Genomic DNA, 22,864 nt, shown 5'->3' on the forward strand with positions numbered 1-22,864 from the left:
GAAAGGGAGATGATCATGATGACCACCACCACACCGGCCCCACGGGCGGGCCGACGGGAGTGGATCGGGCTCACGGTGCTGATGCTGCCGCTGCTCCTGGTCTCGATGGACGTGTCGGTGCTCTACTTCGCCGTCCCGTTCATCAGTGCGGAGTTGCGCCCCACCGCCACCGAGCAGCTCTGGATCTTCGACATCTACGGCTTCGTGCTGGCCGGGCTGCTCATCACCATGGGCGCGCTGGGTGACCGGATCGGCCGACGCCGGCTCCTGCTGATCGGCGCCATCGCGTTCGGGGCGGCGTCGCTGCTGGCCGCCTACGCCGACAGCACCGCGACGCTGATCGCCGCGCGCGCCGTGCTCGGCGTCGGCGGGGCCACCCTGATGCCCTCGACGCTCGCCCTGGTGCGCAACATGTTCCACGACGCCAAGCAGCGCGGCACCGCCATCGCCATCTGGACCGCCACCCTCACCGGCGGCATCGCGATCGGCCCGGTGCTCAGCGGCATCCTGCTGGAGCACTTCTGGTGGGGCTCGATCTTTTTGATCAACATCCCGGCGATGCTGATGCTGCTCCTGCTGGCCCCGCTCCTGGTGCCCGAGTTCCGCAACCCGGCGACCGGGCGGTTCGACCTGATCAGCGCCGCACTGTCGCTCGGCGCGCTGCTACCGGTGATCTACGGCGTCAAGGAGATGGCCCGCGACGGACTCAGCCTGGTGCGGGTCCTCGCCATCGTCGGCGGTCTGCTGGTGGGCGCGCTCTTCCTGCACCGGCAGCGGACCCGGGCGTACCCGATGGTCGACCTCGCGCTGTTCCGCCGTCGCGGCTTCGCCGGGTCGCTCGCTGTCAACCTGCTGGCGATGTTCGCCATCGTCGGCTTCGCCATCTTCACCACCCAGCACCTGCAGCTGGTGCTCGGCCTGAGCCCGTTGCGGGCGGCACTGTGGAGCCTCGTGCCGTCCCTCGCCGTGGGTGGAATCGTGCCGGCCGCCGCCGCCCTCGCCCAGCGCGTCGAACGGGCGTACCTGATCGGTGCGGGGTTCGGAATCGCCGTGGTCGGCTTCGTGGTCCTGACCCAGGTCACGCCGGAGACGCCGCTGTGGCTGCTGCTCGTCGGCGCCAGTGTCTACGCGGGTGGCCTGGTGATGGTGATGTCCCTCGTCACCGAGCTGGTCCTCGGCGCGGCGCCGCCCGAGCAGGCCGGTGTCGCGTCGGCGCTCACCGAGTCCAGCAGCGAGCTGGGCGGTGCGCTGGGAATGGCGATCCTGGGTAGCGTGGGCGCGGCGGTCTACCGCCGCGAGATCGTCGACGGCCTGCCGGCCGGGCTGCCCGCCGACGCCGGCGCCGCGGCCCAGGAGACCCTGGGCGGTGCGCTCGCGGTCGCCCAGGGGCTGCCGGCGGATCTGGCCGACGCGGTGCGGCACGCCGCCGCTGTCGCGTTCACCAACGGGCTGCACCTGGCCGCGTACGCCGCCATGGCGGTGATGCTGCTGGGCGCGGTCACCGCGCTGGTCACACTGCGCGGCGTCCGACCGGCCGACTCCACGGCGCTGGCCGTCGAGCCGACCGGTCCGGCCGACACGTCGTTGTCGTCGGTCAGTCGATGAGCACGTGCGCGAGCCGGTCGCGGAAACGCCGCTCGGAGTCGCTGACCGACTCGCCGCCGATGCCCAGCAGCCCACCGCTGGACGCGGCGCCCACCACCTGCTCGGCGATCTTCACGAGCCAGTGCTTGTACGCGCCGGCCTCACCCTCGTCGACCCTCGCGGCCAGCAGCGCGCCGGCCTCGCCGGCCCGCAGCAGCACGTCGTCGATGTACGCCCTGGGGTCGGCGGGCGCGATGGCCGGCAACTCCTCACCGGTGTCCGGGTCACCGACCCGGGTGACGATCTCGCCGGCCACGGCGGCGACCAGCGGGCTGGCCGACTCCCGGCCGGCGGCGATGGTCTCCAGCCCGGCCGCGTTCTCCGCCATGGTCCGGCGGGTGCCGTCGGACTCGGCGGCGCTCGCCGCGGTCAGTACCGACTGCGGCAGGCCGACCAGCAACCCCCACTCCCCGTCGGAGAAACCGAACCCGGTGTACGCCGGCTGCTCGATCACGGCAACGCCCCTTCCGCCCTGCTCTGCTTGGTCAATCGATGCTCTGCTTGGTCGATCCACCGGGCCCGAAACCGGCGCCCGGGTCAGGCTAGTCCAGGGTCAGCAGGCCCTGTTCGGACACCACGCGCACCGACAACGTCTTGTACCCGACCTCGTCGAAGAGAACTGTCATCTTGTCCTCCTCGTACGAGAGCACCAGGCCGGACCCCCACTCCGGGTGACGCACCTGGCTGTGCACCGGGAACGGCCCGACCGCGCCCTGGTCGGCCACGCTGGTGCCGTTGTGGCAGTTGTCGCAGTGACCGCAGACGTGCGTCATCTGCTCGCCGAAGTAGGCCAGCAGGGTCTGCCCCCGGCAGGCCCGGGTCTCGGCGAAGGCCCGCATCATGTCGGTGCGCGACCGGGTCACGGTCTGCTGGCGTTCCGCCTCGGCCAGCGCCGCCGCGGCGGCGTCGGTCGGGGTGGGGGAGTAGCGGGGCGCGCCGATGCGCTGCCGGGCGCGCGGCTCGGCCGCGCCGACCTGCTCCAGCAGGGAGAGGTACTGGCCCAGCTTGCGCGGCCCGAGACCGCTGGTCTCGCGCAGCTCGGTCTTGGTGGCCGGCTTGCGGCGCAGCAGCGCGGCCAGGTCGCGCAGCTCGTCGACGTCGGGCAGGCCGCCGCTGAAGAACCGTTGCAGGCCCACATCCTCGGCCTGCCAGAGCAGCAGCACCCGGGCCGGTTGCCCGTCGCGGCCGGCCCGGCCGATCTCCTGGAAGTAGCTGTCCGGTGAGTCGGGCAGTGCCATGTGCGCCACCCAGGCGATGTTCGGCTTGTCGATGCCCATGCCGAACGCCGAGGTCGCCACCATGATGGGGACCTGGTCGGCGAGGAACGCCTCGTGCAGTTCGGCGCGTGCGCCGGCAGCCATCCCACCGTGGTAGAACTGCGCCGGGTAGCCGGCGTCGGTCAACCGGGTGGCCAACTCCTCGGCGGCGCGACGGGTCGGTACGTAGATGATCCCGGGCCGCTCGTCGTCGCGCAGCATCGCGATCAGGCGCCGCCACCGGTAGTCCTCCGTGGGGCAGTGCGCGACCTCGACGAACAGGTTCGGCCGGTCCAGCCCGGAGACCACCACCTCCGGCTCGCGCAGCCGCAGCCGGGCGATGATGTCGTCGCGTACCGGAGGGGAGGCGGTGGCGGTCAGCGCGACCACCGGCGGTCGGCCGATGCCGTCGATGAGGTGCCCGAGCGCCAGGTAGTCGGGGCGGAAGTCGTGCCCCCACGCGGAGATGCAGTGCGCCTCGTCGATCGCCACCAGCGCCGGCTTCAGCGCGGCGACCTCGGCCATCCGCTCGGGGTTGCTGAGCTGCTCCGGAGTGATGAAGAGGAACTCCGCCCGGCCCTCGCGGATCTCGGTGATCGCCTCGGCCTGCTGGGTGGGCGACTCGTTCGAGCTGATCCGCACCGCCCGCAGCTCCGGGCGTTGCCGCTCGTTGAGGGAGGCGATCTGGTCCTGCTGAAGAGCCAGCAGGGGGGAGATCACCACGGTGGGGCCGGGTATCAGGCTGGCCGGGATCTGGTAGATCGCCGACTTGCCGGCACCGGTGGGCAACACCACCAGCGCGTCGCGTCGCTTCATCACCGCGCGCATGGCGGCCAGCTGGTTGGGCCGCAACGCCTTCCAGCCGAAAAGGCTGCGGGCCGCGCGGCGCAACGTCATCGAGTGCGTGGACAGTTTCATCGAGGGCCGGAGGTACCCGAGCCCATGACCGCCGAAACGCGTTCCGACGATCATGGGCTCGTTGATCGCCGACTCAGCGCAGCCGGGGCAGGACCTCGCGCTGGTAGAGGTCGAACAGACCCTGGTAGTGCGGGCCGGTGTTGGCCACGTAGACCTCGTCGAAGCCGGCCTTGGCGTACTGGTCGATCATCTCCAGGTGCGCGTCGGCGCTGTTGCCGCAGACGAACGCCTTCTTCAGCATTTCCGGCTTGACCAGCTCGGCGGCCTGCTCGAAGTGCCGCGGCGAGGGCAGCACCTGGGACAGCTCACCCGGCACCCCCGCGTTGGGCCAGCGCTCGTACGCGATGCGCAGCCCCTCCTCCTCGCTGTCCGCGTACGCCGCCTTGAAGCCGGCCTGGCACGGCTTGTCGCCGCCGCCGTTCTCGCGGAAGCGCCGGACCATCTCGCCGTCGGGCATGGTGCTCACGTAGCCGTCACCGATCCGCGCGGCCAGGTCGATGGACTTCGGCCCGAAGCCGGAGACGTAGATCGGCGGGGGAGCGTCGGGCAGCGTGTAGATCCGGGCCTGCTCCACGGTGTAGTGCTTGCCGTGGTGGCTGACGAAGTCGCCGCCCCACAGCGCGCGCAGCACCTCGACGGCCTCCTCCAGCATCTCCAGCCGGACGTCGGCCTGCGGCCAGGCGTCGCCGAAGATGTGCTCGTTGAGCGCCTCGCCGGTGCCGACGCCGAGCACGAACCGCCCGCCGTGCAGCACCGCGCTGGTCGCCGCCGCCTGCGCGATCACGGCCGGGTGGATCCGCACGGTCGGGCAGGTCACCGCCGTGGTCACCGGCAGCGAACAGACCTGGCTGAGCGCGCCGATCATGGACCAGACGAACGGGCTCTGGCCCTGTGCGTCCACCCAGGGGTGGTAGTGGTCGGAGATCCACAGTGCCTCGAAGCCGGCCCGTTCGGCACCGCGCGCCTGCTCCACCAACTCGGCTGGCGTGAACTCCTCACTGGACAGAAAGTATCCGATCTTCATGGCTTACCCCTTCGGCACGCGGACCTGCTGATGGGGAGAGCCGTACCCCGGTCGCGGTCGACCACACCCGGCCCGTCGGACCCGGATCGGCACGGGTCGCTCAGCGTCGACCGAACATCGCCCGGATCGCGGCGAGGAGCAGCAGGGCGCCGACCACCAGGCCGAGCAGGCGTACGCCGGGGATGTCGGCCGGGCTCGTCGCGTCGGCCAGCAGGACTGGATCCATCCCCGCACTCTCCCCGGGAAGCGGGCCGCCAGGCAACTGTAAGGTTTATTGACTATTGAATCGCTCAGTGTGACCATGGCAGGACCGCCTGCCGGTGGCGGTGCGCCGAGGGCGCGCGAGAGATGGGGTACGGGGGCCGCATGAGCGAGCGCAACCAGCGGGTCGACGGGGGCGCACCGTCGCCGGTGATCGACATCGATCACTGCAAGGGGGCGGAGTGACCACTACCAACGGGCACCTCCCGGCGCTCGCCGCTGCCGTCCTGCAACCCGGCTTCGTCGGCACCACCCCACCGCCATGGGTGTGCCGCTGGCTCGGCGAGGGTCTCGGCTCGGTGGTGCTCTTCGCCCGCAACGTGGTCGACACCGAGCAGGTGGCCGCGCTCACCGCGACCCTGCGCGCGGAACGGCCGGACGTCATCGTGGCGATCGACGAGGAGGCCGGCGACGTCACCCGGCTGGAGTCGGTGCACGGGAGCTCCCGGCCCGGCAACTTCGCCCTCGGCGCGGTCGACGACCCGGAGCTGACCGAGGCCGTCGCCCGGGACCTCGGCGCCGAGCTGGCCAAGGCGGGGGTCACCCTCAACTACGCCCCGGACGCCGACGTCAACTCCAATCCGGCGAACCCGGTGATCGGCGTCCGCTCCTTCGGCGCCGACCCGGTGCTGGTCGCGCGGCACACCGCCGCCTGGGTCCGCGGGCTCCAGGCCGGCGGCGTCGCGGCCTGCGCCAAACACTTCCCCGGGCACGGCGACACCCGGGTCGACTCACACCACGACCTGCCCCGGATCACCGCCGACCGGGACCGGCTGGACGCCTGCGAACTGGCCCCGTTCCGCGCCGCCGTGGCCGCCGGGGTGCAGGCGGTGATGACCGGCCACCTGCTGGTGCCCGCGCTCGACCCGCACCTGCCGGCGACGCTGAGTCAGCGCATCCTGGGCGGGTTGCTCCGCGACGAGCTGGGCTTCTCCGGCGTGGTGGTCACCGACGCGGTGGAGATGCGCGCGGTCGCCGACCGGTACGGCTTCGCCGGGGCGACGGTCCGCGCCCTCGCCGCCGGGGCCGACGCCATCTGCATCGGTGGCGAACGGGCCGACGAGCAGGCCGCCCGCGAGCTGCGCGACGCCATCGTGGCCGCCGTCGTCTCCGGTGAGCTGCCCGAGGAACGTCTCGCCGAGGCCGCCAAGCGCGTCGGTCAACTCGCCGCCTGGACGGTGGCTGCCCGCAGCGCCGGCTCGGCCGGCGCGCGCGCCGCCGCCGACGTCGGGCTGGTCGCCGCCCGCCGGGCCGTCCGGGTCACCGCCGCCCCCGGTAGTACTGTCGCACTGCCCCTGACCCGCGCGGCGCACGTCGTCGAGTTCGAGCCGCTGCGCAACATCGCCATCGGCGCCGAGACCCCGTGGGGCATCGGCGGACCACTGACCGAGCTGCTGCCCGGCACCAGCACGGTCCGCTACGCCGAACCCGACGTGCCGGCGGACCCGGGCGCCGGGGCGGGCAGCCGCCCCCTGGTCCTGGTCGTCCGCGACCAGCACCGGCACGACTGGATGCGCGCCGCCGTGCACCGCGCGTTGGCCGCCCGGCCGGACGCCGTCGTGGTCGAGTTGGGCGTGCCCGAGCTGGTCACCGGGGCGGTGCACCTGGCCACCCACGGCGCCACCCGCGCCAGCGGGCAGGCCGCCGCCGAGGTGCTCACCGGCGCCCGCTGACCGGCCCGCGCTACGGGAGGTCGGCCACCAGGTCGGCGTACTCGGGGTGCTTGTCGATGAACGCGGCCATGAACGGGCACTGCGGCACCACAGTCGTGCCGCGTGCCCGAAGCTGGTCCAGGGTGCCGCGGATCAGCGCGCCGCCCACCCCCTTGCCCTGAAAGCCCCGGTCCACCTCGGTGTGGGTGAAGACCAGGACCTCACCGCGCGGCAGGTAGGCGGTGAAGCCGGCCAGCGCGTCGTCGACCAGGATCTCGAAGCGGTGCTTCGCCGGGTTGTCCTCGACCAGGGTGCTCATCCGGCCATTCTCCCCGCCGGGTCGGCCAGCGCGTCGAGTTCGCCGAGCAACCGGTCCACCTCGTCGACCGTGTTGTAGTGGTAGATGCTTGCCCGCACCGCGCCGCCGCTGTCGCGCAGACCCATCAGTTGGAAGTACTCGTAGGCGTAGTAGTCGCCGACGGAGAGGCAGAACCCGGCGGCGCCCAACGCCTCCTGGGTGGCGGTCGGGGACATCCCGGCGACCCGGAACGAGACCGTCGGGCAACGCCGCGCCGGCGAGCCGTAGACGGTGATCGCCGGCCGCTGCGCCAGCCCGGCGAGCAGTCGGTCCAGCAGTGCCTCCTCGTGCGCCTGGGCGGCGGCCAGCCCGGCCCGCAGCCGGGCCCGCCGGTCCCCGACCGCGTCCGGGTCCAGCCCCGCCAGGTGATCCACCGCGGCGGCCACGCCGGCCAGCAGCGGGAAGCTCGGCGTGCCGAACTCGAACCGGTCCGGCACCGCGTCGGAGGACGGCACCAGCTTCGCCGGGCGCAACGCCGCCCACCGGGCCGGGTCCGCCACCATCGCCGCCAGGTGCGGGCCAGACCACTTGTACGCGCTGGTGACCAGCACGTCGGCGCCGAGCGAGGCCAGGTCGGTCGGGCCGTGCGGAACCGAGTGCACCCCGTCGACGTAGACCAACGCGCCGACCGCGTGCGCGGTCTTGGCGATCGCCGACACGTCCGGCATGGTGCCGATGGCGTTGCTGCCGGCGGTCACCGCGACCACCCGGGTCCGCTCACCCACCAGGTCCGCGTACTGGGCCGCGGGCAGCTCACCTGTGTGCCGGTCGACCTCGGCCCAGCGCACCGTCGCGCCGGCCGCCTCGGCGGCCTGCACCCACGGCCGTACGTTCGCGTCGTGGTCGAGCCGGGAGACCACCACCTCGTCACCCGGGCGCCAGGCCGCGCCGAGCGTGCGGGCCAGGGTGTACGTCAGCGCGGTCGCGCTCGGGCCGAGCACCACTCCGGCCGGGTCGGCGCCGAGCAGGTCGGCCACCGCCGAGCGGGCCTCGGCCACCAACTCCAACGACCGGCGGCCCGCCACGTTGGCGGCGCTGCGGTTGCCGACCGCCGACCGCATGGCATCGGTGACCGCGTCGATCACACCGGCCGCGGTCTGGGTGCCGCCGGCACCGTCGAAGTGGACGAAGCCCTCGGTCAGGGCGGGGTAGGCGGCCCGGGTGCGGGCGATGTCGAACGGCATGTCCCGGACCCTAGCCGGTGCTCCTCGTACCCTTTCCGGCCGCCAAGTGATCACCGTTCGGCGACGACCTCGCAGATGTCTCGTACTCTTGGCGAGGTGACGAACCGACCCGCCACCATGCCCATTCCCCCCGTCCGCCGTGCCGCCGGCCTCTTCGCCGGTCTGGCGCTCGGCCTCGCCGTCCTCGCCGGGTGCAGCTCCCAGGGCGCCTCCACCGACTGCGGGCTGGACGCCTGCACTGTCACCTTCGAGCGGGGTGTCGACGCCAGCGCCACCATCCTGGGCGTCGAGGCCAAGCTGGTCGGCGCCGAAGGCGACCAGGTGACCGTCGAGGTCGCCGGCGAGCAGCTCACCCTCACCACCGGCCAGCAGGCCGCCGAGGCCGGGGGCTTCGCGGTCACCCTGGACAGCGTGACCGACCAGCAGGTCAAGATTCGCGTAGCGCGCAACCCGGGCAGCTGACCTGGGCGGGAGGCGGTGGCCGACGTTTGGGAATCTTCAGAATCGGAGATTGTGACGCCATGTCACTCACCCGTAGCGCCGAAGCCACCGCCTCCCGTACGGCGGACAGCCGGTGGCTGGAACTCCTCGCCCGGGCCGGCTTCATCGGCTACGGCATCGTCCACCTCCTCTTCGCCTGGTTGGCGTTGCAGATCGCGTTCGGCACGTCGTCCGACGACGGCGACCAGTCCGGCGCGCTGCGTACCCTCTCCGCGCAGCCCCTCGGCAAGTTCCTGGTCATCGCCGTAGCGGTCGGCCTGCTCGCGATGGCGATCTGGCAGGCGCTGGAGGCGGCGGTCGGGCACCGCGCCGAGCGCGGCAAGGAGCGGGTCATCGAACGGCTCGCCTCGGCCGGCCGGACCATCGTCTACCTCTACTTCGCCTGGACCGCCTTCAAGGTCTTCAAGGACGCCGGGTCGAACAGCGCCGACCAGCAGGAGGCGCTGACCGGCAAGCTGATGACCTCCAACGGTGGCCGCTGGCTGGTCGGCCTGGCCGGGCTGGTGCTCGCCGCGATCGGTGTTGGGCTGGTGATCTACGGGATCGTCAAGCGCTTCGAGAAGCACCTGAAGACCGGCGAGATGAGCCCGAAGACCCGCCAGCTCGCCCGGCGGCTGGGCATCGCCGGCTACGTCGCCAAGGGCGTCGCGTACGGCATCGCCGGTCTGCTGATCATCGTGGCCGCGGTGAAGTACGACCCGGAGAAGGCCCGTGGTCTGGACGCCGCGCTGCACACCCTGCGTGAGCAGTCCTACGGCACGTTCCTGCTGACCCTGGTGGCCCTCGGTATCGCCGCCTTCGGCGTCTTCTGCTTCCTCCAGTCCCGGTACCGCAAGGTCTGAGCTGGTCGATACCACGGATGTCGGGCACTCTTGGGCTTTTGCCCGAAGTGCCCGACGCCTGGTCGAAGGGGAGCACTGAAGCCGTGCAGAACTATCTCGAAACGGCCGTCGCCGCGCTCGTCGCGGCGGCGGTCGCCCTGTTCCTGGTCGAGGTCGTCCACCGGTTGACCCGGCGGTTCGGCCGCCGGTCACTGCTGTTGACCGAGTTGACCGACCACGCGCACCGCCCGTTCCAGGTCGCCGGAACGGTCCTGGCCGTGCAGTTCGCCGTCCGCTTCAGCACCGGGTACGCGGTCGGCGAGAGCTGGCGGCGGCTGCTGCTGCACCTGCTCATCCTCGGCGTCATCGCCACCCTGGCCTGGCTGGTCGCCTGCCTGCTGATCGTCGTGGAGGACACCGCGCTGGCCCGGTTCCGGGTCGACGTACCGGACAACCGGCACGCCCGACGGGTCCGGACCCAGGTGGTGATGCTGCGCCGACTGACCATCGCGGTGATCGTCATCCTGACCGTCGGCGTGATGCTGATGACGTTCCCCAGCGTGCGGGGCATCGGCGCCGGTGTGCTGACCTCGGCCGGTGTGGTCGGTGTGGTGGCCGCGCTCGCCGCGCAGAGCCTGCTCGGCAACGTCTTCGCCGGCGTCCAACTCGCCTTCAGCGACGCCGTCCGGCTCGACGACGTGGTCGTCGTCGAGGGGGAGTGGGGTCGCATCGAGGAGCTGACCCTCAGCTACGTCGTGGTGCAGATCTGGGACGACCGCCGGTTGATCCTGCCCACCTCGTACTTCACCAGCAAGCCGTTCCAGAACTGGACCCGGACGGAGGCGGCGGTGCTCGGCACCGCCGAATTCGACGTCGACTGGGCGGTGCCGGTGCAGACCATGCGCGAGGAGCTGCGCCGCCTCGTCGAGGGCACCGAGCTGTGGGACGGGCGGGTCTGCGTCCTCCAGGTCACCGACGCCACCGGCGGGACGGTCCGGTTGCGCGCGCTGGTCAGCGCCGCCGACGCGGGCAGCCTGTGGGACCTGCGCTGCCTCGTCCGGGAGCACCTGGTCGCCTGGATCCGGGACAACCGCCCGACCGCGATGCCCCGGCTGCGCACCGAGCTGGGCGACTCCAACAGCAACCTGTCCTGGCAGTGGGTGCAGCCGAGGCGGCCGGCCCGCCGCCTGTCCGACACCGAGGCGACCGACGACGCCCGGGTCTTCGGCGGCAGCGACGACGGCGACGCCCGCAGCGAAGCCTTCGTAGGCCCCGAAGAAACCCGCCCCTAACAGGGAGGAGCCCCCGCCCGCGCCCCGCCCTCGCCCCGCCCGCGCCCCGCCCCGCCCCGCCCCGCAAGATCGTGCAACTTCCTGGTTGTAGTGGCCTCCATCCTCATCCAGACCACTACAACCAGGATCGAGCGCAATCTTGCGCGGCAGACCCCGACGATCATGGACTTGACCGGTCAGTGCGCCCGGTTTGTCCCCGCCAACCTCATGATCACCGCTGCGGGGGCCGGGCATCGGGCCGGGCAGCGGGGGGGGGCGGTGGGGGGAGGTTTGGTCGGGCTTGGGTTGGGGATGTGCTGCCGGACGTCTCTGGCGTGATCGCGGCGGCTGGCCGCGTATTGGCGGCGCGGCGTCCGGACAACGGGGACGGTGAGCTGCTTGGCGCGCTTTAGGATTGACGAGCGGCGACTTCGGGCATACAGCGCGGTGATGAGGAAAGGAGGACAGCATGGCTGACGTGGCGAAAGCCCGCACATCCCAGAACGGGAGCGAGCCCTCCACCGCCGAGTTGGTGCAGCGAGCCACCGAGCAGATCTCTCGCCTCGTGCGGGACGAACTGACGCTGGCCCGAGCGGAGTTGACCCAGAAGGGTAAGCACGCGGGTATCGGGATCGGCCTGTTCGGCGGCGGTGGCGCGCTCGCGTTCTTCGGTCTGGGTGCGCTGGTCGCCACGGCGATCCTGCTGCTCGACCTGGTGTTGCCCGCCTGGGCCGCAGCGCTGATCGTGGCGGTGGCCTGCTTCCTGGTGGCCGGCATCCTCGCCCTGGTGGGCAAGAAGCAGGTCAGCCGTGCCGTCCCGCCGGTGCCGGCGGCCACGGTCCGTAGCCTCCGGGCAGACATGGACACCGTCACCGCCGCAGTGAAGGACAGGGGGCGGCAATGACCGGTAACGGGACCGGCGACACGGAGGCCCTCCGCGAGGAGATCCGTCGCACCCGGGTCGAGTTGGGCGAGACGATGGAGGCGTTGGCTGCCAAGGCCGACGTCAAGGCGCGTCTCAAGGAGTCCGCCGAGCAGGCCAAGGAGCGGATGCGGGAGCAGGCGGCGCAGACCGTCGCTCGGGTGCGCGGGCAGGCCGCGCGTGGCGCCGGGATCGCGCGGGCGCAGGCGTACGAAAAGGGCGAGATGGTACGCGCACAGGCGTACGACAAGGGCGAGTTGGTGCGCCGCAACCCGGTGCCGTGGGCGGCCATCGCGGCCGGTGCGGTGGTCACCGTGGTGGTGCTGATGATCGTGCGGGGGAGGCGTAGGTGAGTAAGAGCATCGGCAGGGTCGCGTACCGGCCGGTCGGCGTGTTGCTGGGTATCGCCGCAGGCACAGTGGCCGGGGCGATCTTCCGGCAGGTCTGGAAGGTCACCGCGGGCGACGGTGAGGCACCCAACGCGACCGACGAGGATCGCGGCTGGGGCGAGGTCCTGGCCGCCGCGGCGTTGCAGGGCGCCATCTTCGCGGTCGTCCGGGCCGCCGTGGACCGGGGCGGCGCGGTCGGCGTCCGCCGGATGACCGGCAGCTGGCCGGACTGACAGGCAGCGACTTCAGCCCCCTTCCCGCATTGATGGGAAGGGGGCTTTCGCATGGCATCGGACGCCGCCCAGCGCACCCGAGGCATCCGTCAGGTCACATGTCGGAGAAATTCGTCGGAGAGGTCGTGACAGACTTTTTACCTCCGTGATTTGCTGGTCCCCGCTGTTGCGAGATGGCGTGGGTTGAGAGAAGTCTCCTTCGTGGGGCCGCCTCAGGCGCCGCTGCTCAAAAACGGCCAATCGGCCGGACGGCGTGCACGGCCGCCAGTTTTTAGAGGGAGATACACATGGCTCAGGGAACCGTGAAGTGGTTCAACGCTGACAAGGGCTTCGGCTTCATCACCGTCGATGGTGGGGGTGCTGACGTGTTCGTCCACTTCTCGGCCATCCAGACCAGCGGCTACCGCTCGCTGGAGGAGAACCAGCGGGTGGAGTTCGAGATTGCTCAGGGTCAGAAGGGCCCGCAGGCTGAGCAGGTCCGTCCCATCTGAGTAGGACGGCCGGCCCCCGCCGGCCAGTGGGACGATCCGGCTCAAGGGTCGCGGTAAAGCCCCGCATCCCGGTTGGGATGCGGGGCTTTCGCCTGCTCGGGCTTCCCGGTGCAGTGACCGGTCAGCGTCGACGCGAGCGCAGGCCGAGCCAGAGCACCACCAGCCCGGCCGCCGTCACGAGCGGGCCGATCACCGCCCAGATCTTCTCGTCGGTCATCACGCTGCCGCTGACGTAGCCGAGGCCCTGGACCGTCCACACCGCACCGATCACCACGGCCAGCAGGCCGAGGGTGAGCGAAAGCCAGCCCCTCATCGCGTCCCCCCTCCGCCGCCCGGGGCGGCGCACCGCCTTCCAGCATCGTCGGCCGGGCGGCGCGACGCGAGCACCCCGGGCGCGCGGGTCACCACCGGTCGTGCACCTGCGGGCGGATCAGCTCGTCGTAGGTCTCGCGGACGGCTGCCAACTGCTCGTCGGTGAGCGGGGACAGGGCCGCCGCGGCGGCGTTGCGTCGGGCCTGGCCAGCGTCGCGGGCGCCGGGGATGACCACTGTGACGCCCGCCTGGTCCAACACCCAGCGCAGGGCGAACTGCGCCATCGTGCGGTCCGCGTCGACCAGCGGGGCCAGCCGGCGTACGGCGGCCAGACCTCGGTCGAAGTCTACTCCGGAGAACGTCTCGCCGACGTCGAAGGCCGCGCCGTGCCGGTTGTAGTTGCGGTGGTCGTCGGCGGGGAACTCGGTGTGCTCGTCGTAGCGGCCGGAGAGCAGGCCGCTGGCGAGCGGCACGCGGGCGATGATGCCGACACCGGCTGCCGCCGCGGCCGGCAGCACCCGCTCGAGGGGCTTGTGGCGGACCGCGTTGAGGATGATCTGGACGCTCGCCACCCCCGGTCGGGCGATCGCGGTGAGGGCCTGGTCGCAGGTCTCGACGCTGACTCCGTACCCGGCGATGGCCTTCTCGGCGACGAGGGTGTCCAGGCCGTCGAAGACCTCGTCGGAGGAGAAGACCTCGGTGGGCGGGCAGTGCAGCTGGACCAGGTCCAGGGTGTCCATGCCCAGGTTGGCCCGGGAACGGTCGGTCCACTGCCGGAAGTTGGCCAGGGTGTACGCCTCCGGCCGCTGCTCGACGCGGCGGCCCATCTTGGTGGCGACGGTCAGCCCGGCGTCGGGTCGGGTGCGCAGGAAGCGGCCGATCAACTGCTCGCTGCGGCCGTCGCCGTACACGTCGGCGGTGTCGAGGAAGGTGACCCCGGCGTCCACGGCGGCGGCGAGCACCGCCATCGCGTCGTCCTCGCTGACGGTGCCCCAGTCGGCGCCGAGTTGCCACGCGCCCAGGCCGACCGCGCCAACGGTCCGGCCGAGCCGGTTGAAGCTGCGCTGTTCCATGCCCCGAGCCTAGTGATCGGGTTGCCACCCTGCCACGCGAGCCGTATCTTTAGCAGTACGGACGTACGGTTTGGGAGGCGACCATGTGGGACCCGACGACCTACCTGCGCTTCGGCGACGAACGATCCCGGCCGTTTCACGACCTTCTCGCCCGGATCCCCGCCGAGCGACCACGGGCGGTGACCGATCTCGGCTGCGGCCCCGGCCAGCTCACCGCCGTCCTCGCCGAGCGCTGGCCGACCAGCCGGGTGCGCGGCCTCGACTCCTCACCCGACATGATCGAGCGGGCCGAGGCCCTCGGCGCGCCGGTCGACTTCGCGGTCGCCGACCTGCGCGACTGGCACCCGGCCGGCGACGAGGACGTGGTGGTCAGCAACGCGGCGTTGCAGTGGGTCCCCGGCCACCAGGAGCTGCTGCGGCGCTGGGCCGCCGAGCTGCCCGCCGGCGCCTGGCTCGCCATGCAGGTCCCCGGCAACTTCGCCGCCGACTCGCACCGCGCCCTGCGGGAGGTCGCCAACCGGCCGACCTGGCGGGCCGAGGTCGCCCCGCTGCTGCGCGCGGACCCGGTCGATGACCCGGCCGACTACGCGGCGCTGCTGACCGCCGCCGGCTGCGCGGTGGACGCCTGGGAGACTACCTACGTGCACCTGCTGCCGGCTCGACCCGTCGCCGAGCACCCGGTGCTGGCCTGGATGGAGGGCACCGCGCTGCGCCCGGTCCGGGCCGCACTGGACGCCGCCAGCTGGTCCGCCTTCCGGGCCGAGCTGGGAGTACGGCTCACCGCGGCGTACCCGGTGCGGCAGGGTCAGGTGTACTTCCCGTTCCGCCGCGTCTTCGTCGTCGCCCGCACCGGCGGCCATGCCCAGGAGAACCAGTGACCGACCTTTCCACCTTCATCGCCGGCCTGCCCAAGGTGGAGCTGCACGTGCACCACGTCGGCTCCGCCTCGCCCCGGATCGTCGCCGAGTTGGCCGCCCGCCACGAGGGGCGCACGCCCGTACCGGCCGACCCGGACGCGCTCGCCAGCTACTTCGAGTTCCGCGACTTCGCGCACTTCATCGAGGTCTACCTGAGCGTCGTGGATCTCATCCGTGACCCGGAGGACGTCTGGATCCTCACCCACGAGGTGGCCCGCGAGCTGGCCCGCCAACAGGTCCGGTACGCGGAGCTGACCATCACCCCGTACTCGCACGTCCGACGGGGCATTGCCGCGCCGGCGTTCTGCGAGGCCATCGAGGACGCCCGCAAGCGCGCCCTGGCCGACTTCGGCATCGAGCTGCGCTGGTGCTTCGACATCCCCGGCGAGGCCGGCCTGCCGGCAGCCGAGGAGACGCTGCGCATCGCGCTGGACGAGCGCCCGGATGGGCTGGTCAGTTTCGGTCTTGGTGGCCCGGAGATCGGCGTACCTCGACCGCAGTTCCGGCCCTACTTCGACCAGGCCCGCGCCGCCGGGCTGCGCTCGGTGCCGCACGCCGGGGAGACCACCGGCCCGCAGACCGTCTGGGACGCGCTGAACGAGTTGGGCGCCGAGCGGATCGGGCACGGCATCTCCGCCGCGCAGGACCCGCAGCTGCTCGCGTACCTGGCCGAGCGGCAGATCGGGATGGAGATCTGCCCGACCTCCAACGTGCGCACCCGGGCGGTGGCCACCCTCGACGAGCACCCGTTGCCCCGGCTGGTCGAGGCCGGGCTGCTGGTCACCATCAACTCCGACGACCCGCCGATGTTCGGCACCACCCTCAACGACGAGTACGCGGTGGCCGCCCGCCTGCTCGGCGTCGGCGCCGAGGGTCTGGCCGGGCTGGCCCGCAACGCGGTGACCGCGTCCTTCCTGGACGCTGCCGGTCAGCAGCGGATCCTCGCCGAGATCGACGCGTACCTCGCCACCGCCGGCTGAGCTGGTCGGTCGGCCTGGGCCGGTCGGTTGAGCAGGGCGCGCGGCGGGAGCGTGGGTGTGGGGGGACCTGTGACTCCCGCCGCGCGCGCGGCTCCACCGGCCGGGGGTGCGTGGTGCGCTCGGCCGGTGGAACTGGTGGGTTCGTGCTGTGATCCTGTCAGCCCGGAGCCGATCCAACGCGGTCGTTAACCGCGATCTAAGGAAGACTTGCGCCGGCGCACAGCCCGGGGTTCGGCCGGGGGTCAGTCGTCGGTGGGGCGCTGGCGGGGCCACCGACGTCCGGTGGCCTTCGTGTCCCGGGCGTCGCGGGCCATCCGACCGACCAGACCGAAGCGGCTGACCTGCCGGGGCGTCGCCTCCGGGTCGGCGAGCAGCATCACCACGCTGGCCCCGCCCAGCCGGGCGCGGTCGATGCTCACCGAGCCGTTGGCCTGCAACGCGACCCGCTTGGCAATGTCCAGCCCGAGCCCGGTCGAGCCCTGGTCACTGGTGCCCCGGCGCAGTGCCCGGTCCGGGTTGGCGATGCCGGGGCCGGCGTCGTCGATCCGGATCGCCACGTAACCGTCGCGTCGGGACACCGCCACCTCGAACGCGGTGCCCTGCGGGGTGTAGCGGAAGACGTTGCCGATCACCGCGTCCAGTGCGGCGGCCAGTTCGGCCCGCGGCACCGGCGCCGGGATGCGCAGCTGGGCGCCGTTGACCCGGTGCGGGCGGTTCTGGTCGCCGGCCAACGCCGCCCAGAACACCATCCGGTCGCGGACCACCTCGCTGACGTCGCACATCGCCGGCCCGGCCTCGAGCGCCACCGTCTTACGGGTGGTCTTGATCAGCACGTCGATCTCACCCTCCAGGGTGACGATCGCCTGCCGGATCCGCCGGATCCCGCGCAGCCGGTCCAACTCCGCCGGGCTGAACGAACCAACGCTGGTGTCGTCGGACTCCAACGCCTCCGCGTCCAGGCGCAGCACCGTCAACGGGGTACGCAGACGATGCGACAGGTCGGCCACCAACTCCCGCTCGTCGGTGCGGGCGGCGTCCAGCCGGTCCGCCATCCGGTTGAAGGCGTACCCGGCCTCGGCCAACTCGCGCGGACCGGTCGGCTCGACGCGTACGCCGAGGTCGCCGTCGCCGACGGAGAGCGCGGCCTTGACCAGACCCCGGGTCGAGTCCACCGCGCGGGCAGCGACCCGGTCGACCACCAGCACCGCCGCGCCGGCCATCGCCGCACCGACCGCGAAGAGCAGCAGCCAGGTGCCGCCGGCGCCCTCGCCCAGCGTCGACTCCGGAAGGAACACCTCGACCACGGCCGTCCGGTCACCGAGGACGACCGGGTCGAGCCGGGCCACACCCCCGTCGACGTCGACGACCAACGACTGGCGCTCGGAGCGGGCCCGGTCCAGGTCGCTGCCGCTGGCCCGACCAGCGGACTCGTCCAACCCCAACCCGTGCACCACGGGCCGGGTGGGCGCGCCCTCGGCGCTGGCCACCACGGCGCGCTCGACGACCGCCGGGTCGGTGCTCACCGCCAGCGCGCCGGTCACCAGCGCGCTGCGCCGCGCCGCGTCGGCGATCGCCTCGTTCCGGCTCTGCTCCCGCAGGCTGAGCCCGAGCGGGATCAGGAACGCGAGCGCCACGAGACTGCACATGCCGGCCGTGAGTAGGGCCAGCGCCGTCCTCAGTCCGGTGCCACCAGCCGGAATCCGACCCCCCGCACGGTGCGCAGGTAGCGCGGCTTCGCCGCGGACTCGCCCATCTTTCTGCGGAGCCAGTACAGGTGAACGTCGATGGTCTGATCCTCGCCGACCGATGGCTGCCGCCATACCTCCTCCAAGAGTTCCCGGCGGGACACTACCCGCCCCGGTCGTGCGGCGAGATACGCCAACAGGTCGAATTCCTTACGGGTCAGCGCCAGTGGCTCCCCGTCGAGCTGGGCGCTGCGTTCGCCCACGTCCACCCGCAGCCCGCCGACGCTGTGCACCGCGGGCTGCACGGACCGACTGGCCCGGCCGGCCCGGCGCAACACTGTGGTGATCCGGGCGTCGAGGTGCGCGCCGGTGAACGGCTTGACCATGTAGTCGTCGGCGCCGGCGCGTAGCAGCTTCACCACCGACTGCTCGTCGTCGCGGGCGGTGGCGATGATGATCGGAACGTCGGTGATGCCGCGCAGCATCCGTAGCGCATCCGAGCCGTCCAGGTCGGGTAGGCCGAGGTCGAGCACCACCAGGTCGGGTGTCTCCGCGGCGACCCGACGCAGGGCGTCCAACGCCGTACCCACGGCGTGCACGGCATGCCCCCGGTCGGTGAGGGACCGCAGCATCGCGCCGCGTACGACGTGATCGTCTTCGACCAGGAGCACGGAGGCCACGACAAGACCGTACTTGGCCTGGCAAGTTGATCGCGTTGCGGCGTGCCTGGCGACCGGGCAAGCTGGTACGACGATGTCGTTCACCCTGTTCGCCGATGCCCGCCTGGCGCTCGCCCGGGACAGCCTCGCCGGTCTCTCCACCGGCGACGCGCTCGGCGCGCAGTACTTCCTGCCGGGGCCCGTGCCCGTGGATCTCGCCGCCGACGCGCTGCCGCCAGCGCCCTGGGAGTGGACCGACGACACCGAGATGGCCTGCTCGGTCCTCGCCCAGTTGGCCGACTCGGGCGGCATCGACCGGGACCGGCTGGCCCTCTCCTTCGCCGAGCGACGCACTGAGCGCCGAGGCTACGGCGCGGGCGCGATGCTGATCCTGGGGCTGATCCGCACCGGCACCCCGTGGCCGCTGGCCGCCGCCTCCGCCTTCGACGGGCAGGGCTCCTGCGGCAACGGCGCGGCGATGCGGGTCGGCCCGCTGGGCGCGTACTTCGCCGACTCGACGGCGCGCGCCGCGGCGCAGGCCCGGGCGTCCGCCGAGGTGACGCACGCGCACCCGGAGGGGATCGCCGGGGCGGTCGCCGTCGCCGTCGCCGCCGCGCTGGCCGCCCGGGCCCGCCTCGACGGGCACCGGCCGGCCCCGGGACGGCTGCTCGCCGGGATCGGCGCCGCGCTCGACCCGGGCACCGAGGTGCACCGGGGCGTACACCGGGCCGCCGGGCTGCTCGGCCGGCCGCTGCCCCAGGTGGTCGCGGCGCTCGGCAACGGATCCCGGGTGACCGCCCAGGACACCGTCGGGTTCACCCTCTGGGTGGCCGCCACCCACCTCGACGACTATCCGGCGGCCATCGAGACGTGCGTACGGGCCGGTGGGGACGTGGACACCACGGCCGCCATCGCCGGAGCGGTGGTGGCGGCGCACACCGGCGTCGGCACTCCGGGCGGGGTGCCCGAGCAGTGGCTGGCCGCCCGCGAGCCGCTACCTACCTGGCTGCCCTGACCACCGGCCCACGATCAACTCGGCTTCCTGCAAATCGGGCTGTCCGGGCGGTGGGGATGCCGCGGTTTCCTGAAAGCCGAGTGGATCACCGCGATGCTGCGGGAACAGCCGGCTGCGGGTTGGCGGGCGTCGGGTCTGGCGTTGCGGCGTCGTCTCCGCGGCCGGTTATCTCGGCCAGCGTCGCGGCCTCGTCCGGGTCGCCGGTCACCTCGGCGAGCGCGGCCGCCTCGCCCGGGTCGCGTCGGCGCCACCGGCTGACCAGCCAGCCGATCGCCGCGCCGCCGCCCAGCCCGGCCAGCAGGCCGGCGGCCAGCATCCCGTCGGCACTGCCCTCGTCGGCACCGCCCGATCGGGCCGGAGGTGCGGCGTCCACACCGTTGTCCGCAGCGGGCGGTGCCCCGGCCGCCGGGCCGGCGTGCCCGCCGTGTGCGGCCGGGCCCGCCGCGCCGGGCGCCGCCGGCAGCAGGGTGAGCGCCGGGGCCCGGTGCGGGCCGGTGGCGTCCGCCCACCGGACCACAGTGCCGTCGGCGTACGTCTGGACGACCTCGAAGGTGAGCCGCTCGGCCTGCGGCATCGGCCCCATGGAGAGCGCCAGCCGAGCCGGCCCGGGGTCACTCGCACCGACCCGGACCCAGGTCACCGCGGTCGTCACCGTGGTCACCCCGGAGGAGTGGATACCGGCCACCGGCTTGTCCAGGGTGCGGGAGCTGATCCGGGGCGCCCAGCCGTTCACCGACATGGGGTAGACCTCGGCGATCGGCGCGTCGGCCGGTAGCCGGACCTCGATCTGGTTGGTCTTCGTGCCGGCCCGCTCCTCCGGAACGCTGAACTCCAGCCGTACCGCGTCGCCCTGCCGGGCCTCGGTCGGGGTGGTCGTCACGTCCGCCGCGTACGCCGCACCCGGCCAGAGCAGCAGCCCAGCGGCGGTCACCGCGGTCGCCGCCACGATCCGCCGCCGACGGCCACCGCCGTACGTGCTCGCCATCTCGTGCCCCCATCCGTGTCGACGCGGCCGGCACCGGTTTCCGGCCACACCTTTTAGTTCGGCTGCGAGGCGCGAAAGGTTCAACGTCGGCGGTAAGGAGGTGCCGTTCCCGGTCGGGGGCGGGGCGACCGATAGCATCGGCAGGAGCCGAGGATCGGCACCGTTTCGTACCACTTGGAGGAGTCACCGTGTCCGCACCCCGTACCCCCGCCGTGGCCGACCCCGTCGTCGTCGCCGCCGGGACCACGGCGGCCGACGCGGTGGCCGCGGCCGGACTGCCCGCGAACGGCCCCAAGGCGATCGTCGTGGTCCGCGACCCGCAGGGCCAGCTGCGCGACCTGGACTGGACGCCGGCCGAGGAGACCGTCGTCGAGCCGGTCAGCCTGGACTCGCCCGACGGGCTCAACGTGCTGCGCCACTCCACCGCGCACGTCCTCGCCCAGGCCGTGCAGGACATCTTCCCCGAGGCCAAGCTGGGCATCGGCCCGCCCATCGAGAACGGCTTCTACTACGACTTCGACGTCGACAAGCCGTTCCAGCCCGATGACCTCAGCAAGCTCGAGAAGCGCATGCAGGAGATCATCAAGTCCGGGCAGCGGTTCCGTCGCCGTCGCTTCGGCAGCCTGGACGAGGCGCGCTCCGAGCTGGCCGACGAGCCGTTCAAGCTGGAGTTGATCGAGGTCAAGGGCGAGGGCCTGGACACCGACGAGGTGATGGAGGTGGGCGGCGGCGAGCTGACCATCTACGACAACCTCGACGCCAAGGAGGACAAGGTCTGCTGGTCGGACCTGTGCCGGGGCCCGCACCTGCCGACGACCCGCCTGATCGGCGCGTTCAAGCTGATGCGCTCGGCCGCCGCGTACTGGCGTGGGTCGGAGAAGAACCCCCAACTACAGCGGGTGTACGGCACCGCGTGGCCGACCCGTGACGAGCTCAAGGCGTACCTAAAGCTGTTGGAGGAGGCCGCCCGGCGCGACCACCGCAAGCTCGGCGCGGACCTCGACCTGTTCAGCTTCCCCGATGAGATCGGTTCCGGCCTGGCGGTCTTCCACCCCAAGGGCGGCATCATCCGCCGCGAGATGGAGCACTACTCGCGCCAGCGGCACGAGGCGGCGGGGTACGAGTTCGTCAACACCCCGCACATCACCAAGGCGCAGCTGTTCCAGACCTCCGGTCACCTGCCGTACTACGCGGACACCATGTTCCCGCCCATGCAGTTGGAGGGCGCGGACTACTACCTCAAGGCGATGAACTGCCCGATGCACAACCTGATCTTCAGGTCGCGCGGGCGGTCGTACCGGGAGCTGCCGCTGCGGATGTTCGAGTTCGGCACGGTCTACCGGTACGAGAAGTCCGGCGTCGTGCACGGCCTGACCCGGGTCCGTGGCCTGACCCAGGACGACTCGCACATCTACTGCACCCGCGAGCAGATGGCCGGCGAGCTGTCCACGCTGCTCAGCTTCGTGCTGGACCTGCTGCGCGACTACGGTCTGGACGACTTCTACCTGGAGCTGTCGACCCGGGACGACTCGCCCAAGTTCATCGGGGCCGAGGAGGACTGGGCCGAGGCGACCGAGGCGCTGCGGACCGCCGCCGCGACCTCCGGCCTGGACCTGGTGCCCGACCCGGGCGGCGCGGCGTTCTACGGGCCGAAGATCTCCGTGCAGGCCCGCGACGCCATCGGTCGGACCTGGCAGATGTCCACCATCCAGGTCGACTTCAACCAGCCGGAGCGGTTCGAGCTGGAGTACCAGGCCGCCGACGGCAGCCGGCAGCGGCCTGTGATGATCCACCGTGCGCTGTTCGGGTCGATCGAGCGGTTCTTCGGGGTGCTCACCGAGCACTACGCCGGTGCCTTCCCGGCCTGGTTGGCGCCGGTGCAGGTGGTGGGCATCCCGATCCGCGAGGACCACACCGATTACCTGCACGGCTTCGTCGCGGCGCTGCGCGCCGAGGGCATCCGGGCCCAGGTGGATGCGGGTGACGACCGGATGCAGAAGAAGATCCGGACGGCGCAGCAGCAGAAGATCCCGTTCATGGTGATCGCCGGTGACGACGACGTGGCCGCCGGCACGGTCTCCTTCCGCTACCGCGACGGCTCCCAGCGCAACGGGGTGCCGGTCGCCGAGGCGGTGACCCACGTGCTGGACGTGGTCAGCTCCCGGACCAACATCGGCCCCTCCGCCGCCGCCGAGTAACGGGCCCACCGCAAGGCCCGCGTGATCGTGCTCGTTCAGGAAGTAGTGGCCTCCCCGGTGCTGGAGGCCACTACTTCCATGTTCGAGCGCGGTCTTCGCCGGGAGGCCGGTGCGG

The 22,864-nt window shown here is 72.2% G+C and carries 24 protein-coding genes; 13 read left to right on the forward strand and 11 right to left on the reverse strand.

The features are described 5' to 3' along the window. The first annotated feature begins 15 nt into the window (after positions 1–15). Positions 16–1,605 carry an MFS transporter gene (locus tag ACQRWP_RS05500; RefSeq protein WP_430501099.1) on the forward strand — a complete coding sequence of 530 codons (1,590 nt, stop codon included), beginning with the start codon at positions 16–18 and terminating at the stop codon, positions 1,603–1,605. On the opposite strand, the gene ACQRWP_RS05505 is transcribed toward ACQRWP_RS05500, so the two are convergent. From ACQRWP_RS05505 to ACQRWP_RS05520, 4 genes are all read right to left on the reverse strand, one after another. Continuing rightward, positions 1,595–2,098: a hypothetical protein gene (locus ACQRWP_RS05505; RefSeq protein WP_350855881.1), complete on the reverse strand. Its 504-nt coding sequence runs from the start codon at positions 2,096–2,098 to the stop codon at positions 1,595–1,597. The genes ACQRWP_RS05500 and ACQRWP_RS05505 overlap by 11 nt on opposite strands. Before the next feature lie 88 nt (positions 2,099–2,186). Next, positions 2,187–3,818: a RecQ family ATP-dependent DNA helicase gene (locus ACQRWP_RS05510; RefSeq protein WP_430501100.1), complete on the reverse strand. Its 1,632-nt coding sequence runs from the start codon at positions 3,816–3,818 to the stop codon at positions 2,187–2,189. A gap of 73 nt (positions 3,819–3,891) precedes the next feature. Next, positions 3,892–4,842, reverse strand: coding sequence for a TIGR03557 family F420-dependent LLM class oxidoreductase (locus ACQRWP_RS05515; RefSeq protein ID WP_430501101.1), 951 nt, complete (start codon positions 4,840–4,842; stop codon positions 3,892–3,894). 100 nt (positions 4,843–4,942) lie between these two features. Further along, positions 4,943–5,068, reverse strand: a complete 126-nt coding sequence (locus ACQRWP_RS05520) for a hypothetical protein (RefSeq protein WP_255750123.1) — start codon at positions 5,066–5,068, stop codon at positions 4,943–4,945. Between the two features lie 217 nt (positions 5,069–5,285). On the opposite strand from ACQRWP_RS05520, the gene ACQRWP_RS05525 reads away from it, so the two are divergent. Continuing rightward, positions 5,286–6,776 (forward strand): glycoside hydrolase family 3 protein, encoded by a 1,491-nt coding sequence (locus ACQRWP_RS05525; protein WP_430501102.1) that lies wholly within the window; start codon positions 5,286–5,288, stop codon positions 6,774–6,776. Positions 6,777–6,786: 10 nt separating this feature from the next. Here ACQRWP_RS05525 and ACQRWP_RS05530 read toward each other — a convergent pair whose 3' ends face one another. Next, entirely contained in the window at positions 6,787–7,074 is a 288-nt protein-coding gene (locus ACQRWP_RS05530; RefSeq protein ID WP_357202622.1) for a GNAT family N-acetyltransferase, read from the reverse strand. Beyond that, positions 7,071–8,297 (reverse strand): cysteine desulfurase-like protein, encoded by a 1,227-nt coding sequence (locus ACQRWP_RS05535; RefSeq protein WP_430501103.1) that lies wholly within the window; start codon positions 8,295–8,297, stop codon positions 7,071–7,073. Before ACQRWP_RS05535 ends, ACQRWP_RS05530 begins: the two co-directional genes overlap by 4 nt. Before the next feature lie 96 nt (positions 8,298–8,393). Here ACQRWP_RS05535 and ACQRWP_RS05540 point away from each other — a divergent pair, with 96 nt between their 5' ends. The 7 genes from ACQRWP_RS05540 to ACQRWP_RS05570 all read left to right on the forward strand — a co-directional run bounded on the left by ACQRWP_RS05540 (position 8,394) and on the right by ACQRWP_RS05570 (position 12,925). Beyond that, positions 8,394–8,759, forward strand: a complete 366-nt coding sequence (locus ACQRWP_RS05540) for a hypothetical protein (protein WP_393311180.1) — start codon at positions 8,394–8,396, stop codon at positions 8,757–8,759. A 59-nt stretch (positions 8,760–8,818) separates the two neighbouring features. After that, positions 8,819–9,640, forward strand: a complete 822-nt coding sequence (locus tag ACQRWP_RS05545; RefSeq protein WP_430501104.1) for a DUF1206 domain-containing protein — start codon at positions 8,819–8,821, stop codon at positions 9,638–9,640. 83 nt (positions 9,641–9,723) lie between these two features. Continuing rightward, positions 9,724–10,911: a mechanosensitive ion channel family protein gene (locus ACQRWP_RS05550; protein ID WP_430501105.1), complete on the forward strand. Its 1,188-nt coding sequence runs from the start codon at positions 9,724–9,726 to the stop codon at positions 10,909–10,911. 448 nt (positions 10,912–11,359) lie between these two features. Further along, the gene (locus ACQRWP_RS05555; RefSeq protein WP_030338239.1) at positions 11,360–11,794 is read left to right on the forward strand and encodes a phage holin family protein; all 435 of its coding nucleotides are present in this window, start codon (positions 11,360–11,362) and stop codon (positions 11,792–11,794) included. After that, on the forward strand, positions 11,791–12,165 hold the full coding sequence (locus ACQRWP_RS05560) for a DUF3618 domain-containing protein (RefSeq protein ID WP_430501106.1): 375 nt from the start codon (positions 11,791–11,793) through the stop codon (positions 12,163–12,165). The genes ACQRWP_RS05555 and ACQRWP_RS05560 overlap by 4 nt, the downstream gene beginning before the upstream one ends. Further along, positions 12,162–12,434 (forward strand): DUF4235 domain-containing protein, encoded by a 273-nt coding sequence (locus ACQRWP_RS05565; protein ID WP_091401703.1) that lies wholly within the window; start codon positions 12,162–12,164, stop codon positions 12,432–12,434. The genes ACQRWP_RS05560 and ACQRWP_RS05565 overlap by 4 nt, the downstream gene beginning before the upstream one ends. A gap of 287 nt (positions 12,435–12,721) precedes the next feature. Further along, positions 12,722–12,925 carry a cold-shock protein gene (locus ACQRWP_RS05570; protein ID WP_030338233.1) on the forward strand — a complete coding sequence of 68 codons (204 nt, stop codon included), beginning with the start codon at positions 12,722–12,724 and terminating at the stop codon, positions 12,923–12,925. 121 nt (positions 12,926–13,046) lie between these two features. On the opposite strand, the gene ACQRWP_RS05575 is transcribed toward ACQRWP_RS05570, so the two are convergent. Both ACQRWP_RS05575 and ACQRWP_RS05580 read right to left on the reverse strand, forming a co-directional pair. Next, a complete protein-coding gene (locus ACQRWP_RS05575) occupies positions 13,047–13,238 on the reverse strand; it encodes a hypothetical protein (RefSeq protein WP_430501107.1) in 192 nt (63 codons plus the stop codon). Between the two features lie 88 nt (positions 13,239–13,326). Then, positions 13,327–14,310: an aldo/keto reductase gene (locus ACQRWP_RS05580; protein ID WP_430501108.1), complete on the reverse strand. Its 984-nt coding sequence runs from the start codon at positions 14,308–14,310 to the stop codon at positions 13,327–13,329. A gap of 83 nt (positions 14,311–14,393) precedes the next feature. On the opposite strand from ACQRWP_RS05580, the gene ACQRWP_RS05585 reads away from it, so the two are divergent. Then, positions 14,394–15,188, forward strand: a complete 795-nt coding sequence (locus ACQRWP_RS05585; protein WP_430501109.1) for a trans-aconitate 2-methyltransferase — start codon at positions 14,394–14,396, stop codon at positions 15,186–15,188. Continuing rightward, complete coding sequence (locus ACQRWP_RS05590; protein WP_430501110.1) at positions 15,185–16,207, forward strand: adenosine deaminase; 1,023 nt, start codon at positions 15,185–15,187, stop codon at positions 16,205–16,207. The genes ACQRWP_RS05585 and ACQRWP_RS05590 overlap by 4 nt, the downstream gene beginning before the upstream one ends. 242 nt (positions 16,208–16,449) lie before the next feature. On the opposite strand, the gene ACQRWP_RS05595 is transcribed toward ACQRWP_RS05590, so the two are convergent. After that, positions 16,450–17,853, reverse strand: coding sequence for a HAMP domain-containing sensor histidine kinase (locus ACQRWP_RS05595; protein WP_430501111.1), 1,404 nt, complete (start codon positions 17,851–17,853; stop codon positions 16,450–16,452). 29 nt (positions 17,854–17,882) lie between these two features. Continuing rightward, positions 17,883–18,572 (reverse strand): response regulator transcription factor, encoded by a 690-nt coding sequence (locus ACQRWP_RS05600; RefSeq protein ID WP_091401712.1) that lies wholly within the window; start codon positions 18,570–18,572, stop codon positions 17,883–17,885. 73 nt (positions 18,573–18,645) lie between these two features. Here ACQRWP_RS05600 and ACQRWP_RS05605 point away from each other — a divergent pair, with 73 nt between their 5' ends. Next, positions 18,646–19,566, forward strand: coding sequence for an ADP-ribosylglycohydrolase family protein (locus ACQRWP_RS05605; RefSeq protein ID WP_430501112.1), 921 nt, complete (start codon positions 18,646–18,648; stop codon positions 19,564–19,566). An 85-nt stretch (positions 19,567–19,651) separates the two neighbouring features. Here ACQRWP_RS05605 and ACQRWP_RS05610 read toward each other — a convergent pair whose 3' ends face one another. Further along, positions 19,652–20,551: a DUF1775 domain-containing protein gene (locus tag ACQRWP_RS05610; RefSeq protein ID WP_430501113.1), complete on the reverse strand. Its 900-nt coding sequence runs from the start codon at positions 20,549–20,551 to the stop codon at positions 19,652–19,654. A 188-nt stretch (positions 20,552–20,739) separates the two neighbouring features. Here ACQRWP_RS05610 and thrS point away from each other — a divergent pair, with 188 nt between their 5' ends. Then, positions 20,740–22,749 carry a threonine--tRNA ligase gene (gene thrS, locus ACQRWP_RS05615; RefSeq protein ID WP_430501114.1) on the forward strand — a complete coding sequence of 670 codons (2,010 nt, stop codon included), beginning with the start codon at positions 20,740–20,742 and terminating at the stop codon, positions 22,747–22,749. Positions 22,750–22,864: the final 115 nt, after the last annotated feature.

Origin of the sequence: Micromonospora trifolii (assembly GCF_050516465.1) — a bacterium.
GTDB classification, from domain to species: domain Bacteria; phylum Actinomycetota; class Actinomycetes; order Mycobacteriales; family Micromonosporaceae; genus Micromonospora; species Micromonospora trifolii.